Source organism: Bacillus sp. AFS001701, assembly GCF_002559405.1.
Taxonomy (GTDB): Bacteria; Bacillota; Bacilli; order Bacillales; family Bacillaceae_G; genus Gottfriedia.
Genome location: NZ_NTZO01000002.1, coordinates 1 through 4,843, shown reverse-complemented (window position 1 = coordinate 4,843; position 4,843 = coordinate 1). Strand labels below are relative to the sequence as shown.

The window sequence follows — 4,843 nt, the reverse complement described above, 5'->3', positions numbered from 1 at the left end:
TTTTTTGAGCAATACAAGATTTAAACTTAACTTTTATGGAGAGTTTGATCCTGGCTCAGGACGAACGCTGGCGGCGTGCCTAATACATGCAAGTCGAGCGGACTAATGGGAGCTTGCTCCCGTTAGTTAGCGGCGGACGGGTGAGTAACACGTGGGCAACCTACCTGTAAGACTGGGATAACTTCGGGAAACCGGAGCTAATACCGGATGACATAAAGGAACTCCTGTTCCTTTATTGAAAGATGGCCTCGGCTATCACTTACAGATGGGCCCGCGGCGCATTAGCTAGTTGGTGAGGTAACGGCTCACCAAGGCGACGATGCGTAGCCGACCTGAGAGGGTGATCGGCCACACTGGGACTGAGACACGGCCCAGACTCCTACGGGAGGCAGCAGTAGGGAATCTTCCGCAATGGACGAAAGTCTGACGGAGCAACGCCGCGTGAGCGATGAAGGCCTTCGGGTCGTAAAGCTCTGTTGTTAGGGAAGAATAAGTGCTAGTTGAATAAGCTGGCACCTTGACGGTACCTAACCAGAAAGCCACGGCTAACTACGTGCCAGCAGCCGCGGTAATACGTAGGTGGCAAGCGTTGTCCGGAATTATTGGGCGTAAAGCGCGCGCAGGCGGTTTCTTAAGTCTGATGTGAAAGCCCCCGGCTCAACCGGGGAGGGTCATTGGAAACTGGGAAACTTGAGTGCAGAAGAGGAAAGTGGAATTCCAAGTGTAGCGGTGAAATGCGTAGAGATTTGGAGGAACACCAGTGGCGAAGGCGACTTTCTGGTCTGTAACTGACGCTGAGGCGCGAAAGCGTGGGGAGCAAACAGGATTAGATACCCTGGTAGTCCACGCTGTAAACGATGAGTGCTAAGTGTTAGAGGGTTTCCGCCCTTTAGTGCTGAAGTTAACGCATTAAGCACTCCGCCTGGGGAGTACGGTCGCAAGACTGAAACTCAAAGGAATTGACGGGGGCCCGCACAAGTGGTGGAGCATGTGGTTTAATTCGAAGCAACGCGAAGAACCTTACCAGGTCTTGACATCCTCTGACAACCCTAGAGATAGGGCTTTCCCTTCGGGGACAGAGTGACAGGTGGTGCATGGTTGTCGTCAGCTCGTGTCGTGAGATGTTGGGTTAAGTCCCGCAACGAGCGCAACCCTTGATCTTAGTTGCCAGCATTTAGTTGGGCACTCTAAGGTGACTGCCGGTGACAAACCGGAGGAAGGTGGGGATGACGTCAAATCATCATGCCCCTTATGACCTGGGCTACACACGTGCTACAATGGATAGTACAAAGGGTTGCAAGACCGCGAGGTGGAGCTAATCCCATAAAACTATTCTCAGTTCGGATTGTAGGCTGCAACTCGCCTACATGAAGCCGGAATCACTAGTAATCGCGGATCAGCATGCCGCGGTGAATACGTTCCCGGGCCTTGTACACACCGCCCGTCACACCACGAGAGTTTGTAACACCCGAAGTCGGTGGGGTAACCTTTTAGGGGCCAGCCGCCTAAGGTGGGACAGATGATTGGGGTGAAGTCGTAACAAGGTAGCCGTATCGGAAGGTGCGGCTGGATCACCTCCTTTCTATGGAGACATCATGAACCGATGGTTCATGCATGAAATGTTTCTTCATTGTTTTGTTTAGTTTTGAGAGTTCACTCTCAACTTTGTACCTTGAAAACTAGATAATGTCATTCATTAAACTGCGTAAGTTTAATTCAATTAGTTTTAAAATTAGTTAAGTTAGAAAGGGCGCACGGTGGATGCCTTGGCACTAGGAGTCGATGAAGGACGGGACTAACACCGATATGCTTCGGGGAGCTGTAAGTAAGCTTTGATCCGGAGATTTCCGAATGGGGGAACCCACTACTCGTAATGGAGTAGTATCTTTACCTGAATACATAGGGTACTGAGGACAGACCCAGGGAACTGAAACATCTAAGTACCTGGAGGAATAGAAAGCAATAGCGATTTCCTGAGTAGCGGCGAGCGAAACGGAAGATAGCCCAAACCAAGAGGCTTGCCTCTTGGGGTTGTAGGACACTCTATACGGAGTTACAAAGGAACGGGGTAAATGAAGCGACCTGGAAAGGTCCGTCAAAGAAGGTAAAAACCCTGTAGTTGAAACCTCGTTCCCTCTTGAGTGGATCCTGAGTACGGCGGAACACGTGAAATTCCGTCGGAATCTGGGAGGACCATCTCCCAAGGCTAAATACTACCTAGTGACCGATAGTGAACCAGTACCGTGAGGGAAAGGTGAAAAGCACCCCGGAAGGGGAGTGAAAGAGAACCTGAAACCGTGTGCTTACAAATAGTCAGAGCTCGTTAACGAGTGATGGCGTGCCTTTTGTAGAATGAACCGGCGAGTTACGATCCCGTGCAAGGTTAAGTTGAAGAGACGGAGCCGCAGCGAAAGCGAGTCTGAATAGGGCGATATAGTACGTGGTCGTAGACCCGAAACCGAGTGATCTACCCATGTCCAGGATGAAGTTCAGGTAACACTGAATGGAGGTCCGAACCCACGCACGTTGAAAAGTGCGGGGATGAGGTGTGGGTAGCGGAGAAATTCCAATCGAACTCGGAGATAGCTGGTTCTCCCCGAAATAGCTTTAGGGCTAGCCTTATGTGTTAGAGTCTTGGAGGTAGAGCACTGATTGGACTAGGGGCCCCCAACGGGTTACCGAATTCAGTCAAACTCCGAATGCCAATGACTTATCCATAGGAGTCAGACTACGAGTGATAAGATCCGTGGTCAAGAGGGAAACAGCCCAGACCGCCAGCTAAGGTCCCAAAGTATACGTTAAGTGGAAAAGGATGTGGAGTTGCTTAGACAACCAGGATGTTGGCTTAGAAGCAGCCACCATTTAAAGAGTGCGTAATAGCTCACTGGTCGAGTGACTCTGCGCCGAAAATGTAACGGGGCTAAACGTATCACCGAAGCTGCGGATTGATACCGTATGGTATCAGTGGTAGGGGAGCGTTCTAAGGGCGTTGAAGCTAGATCGTAAGGACTGGTGGAGCGCTTAGAAGTGAGAATGCCGGTATGAGTAGCGAAAGACGGGTGAGAATCCCGTCCACCGTATGCCTAAGGTTTCCTGGGGAAGGCTCGTCCTCCCAGGGTTAGTCAGGACCTAAGCCGAGGCCGACAGGCGTAGGCGATGGACAACAGGTTGATATTCCTGTACCACCTCATTTCCGTTTGAGCAATGGAGGGACGCAGAAAGATAGGGTAAGCGCGCTGCTGGATATGCGCGTCCAAGCAATTAGGCTGATGTGTAGGCAAATCCGCACATCATAAGGCTGAGTTGTGATGGCGAGGGAAATATAGTACCGAAGTTCCTGATTCTACGCTGCCAAGAAAAGCTTCTAGCGAGGAAATAGGTGCCTGTACCGCAAACCGACACAGGTAGGCGAGGAGAGAATCCTAAGGTGAGCGAGAGAACTATGGTTAAGGAACTCGGCAAAATGACCCCGTAACTTCGGGAGAAGGGGTGCTCTTTTGGGTGTATGCCCGGGAGAGCCGCAGTGAAAAGGCCCAAGCGACTGTTTAGCAAAAACACAGGTCTCTGCGAAGCCGCAAGGCGAAGTATAGGGGCTGACGCCTGCCCGGTGCTGGAAGGTTAAGAGGAGGGGTTATCCCTTACGGGAGAAGCTCTGAATTGAAGCCCCAGTAAACGGCGGCCGTAACTATAACGGTCCTAAGGTAGCGAAATTCCTTGTCGGGTAAGTTCCGACCCGCACGAAAGGCGTAACGATTTGGGCACTGTCTCAACCATAGACTCGGTGAAATTATAGTACCTGTGAAGATGCAGGTTACCCGCGACAGGACGGAAAGACCCCGTGGAGCTTTACTGCAGCTTGATATTGAATTTTGGTACAGCTTGTACAGGATAGGTAGGAGCCTGAGAAGCCGGAGCGCTAGCTTCGGTGGAGGCGTCGGTGGGATACTACCCTGGCTGTATTGAAATTCTAACCTAGAGCCGTGATCCGGCTCGGAGACAGTGTCAGGTGGGCAGTTTGACTGGGGCGGTCGCCTCCTAAAGAGTAACGGAGGCGCCCAAAGGTTCCCTCAGAATGGTTGGAAATCATTCGAAGAGTGTAAAGGCATAAGGGAGCTTGACTGCGAGACCTACAAGTCGAGCAGGGACGAAAGTCGGGCTTAGTGATCCGGTGGTTCCGCATGGAAGGGCCATCGCTCAACGGATAAAAGCTACCCCGGGGATAACAGGCTTATCTCCCCCAAGAGTCCACATCGACGGGGAGGTTTGGCACCTCGATGTCGGCTCATCGCATCCTGGGGCTGTAGTCGGTCCCAAGGGTTGGGCTGTTCGCCCATTAAAGCGGTACGCGAGCTGGGTTCAGAACGTCGTGAGACAGTTCGGTCCCTATCCGTCGTGGGCGCAGGAAATTTGAGAGGAGCTGTCCTTAGTACGAGAGGACCGGGATGGACACACCGCTGGTGTACCAGTTGTTCTGCCAAGAGCATGGCTGGGTAGCTATGTGTGGAAGGGATAAGTGCTGAAAGCATCTAAGCATGAAGCCCCCCTCAAGATGAGATTTCCCATAGCGTTAAGCTAGTAAGACCCCTGAGAGACGATCAGGTTGATAGGTCAGAGGTGGAAGCGTGGTGACACGTGGAGCTGACTGATACTAATCGGTCGAGGACTTAACTAACAAGTTTGATGATGACATTATCTAGTTTTGAGGGTACGAAGTACAACTCAATTAATCAGGTGATTATGGCAAAGAGGTCACACCCGTTCCCATACCGAACACGGCAGTTAAGCTCTTTTGCGTCGATGGTAGTTGGGGGTTTCCCCCTGTGAGAGTAGAACGTCGCCTGGT

General features: G+C 51.6%; 3 rRNA genes. All 3 read left to right on the top strand.

Annotated elements, in window-relative coordinates:
* Nucleotides 1-32 precede the first annotated feature (32 nt).
* The 3 genes from CN514_RS00120 (at nt 33) to rrf (ending at nt 4,843) form a co-directional block, all read left to right on the top strand.
* Nucleotides 33-1,582, top strand: a 16S ribosomal RNA gene (locus CN514_RS00120).
* 152 nt (nt 1,583-1,734) lie between these two features.
* A 23S ribosomal RNA gene (locus tag CN514_RS00115) occupies nt 1,735-4,672 on the top strand.
* 55 nt (nt 4,673-4,727) lie between these two features.
* Nucleotides 4,728-4,843, top strand: a 5S ribosomal RNA gene (gene rrf, locus CN514_RS00110).
* Together the 16S, 23S and 5S rRNA genes form the textbook arrangement of a ribosomal RNA operon.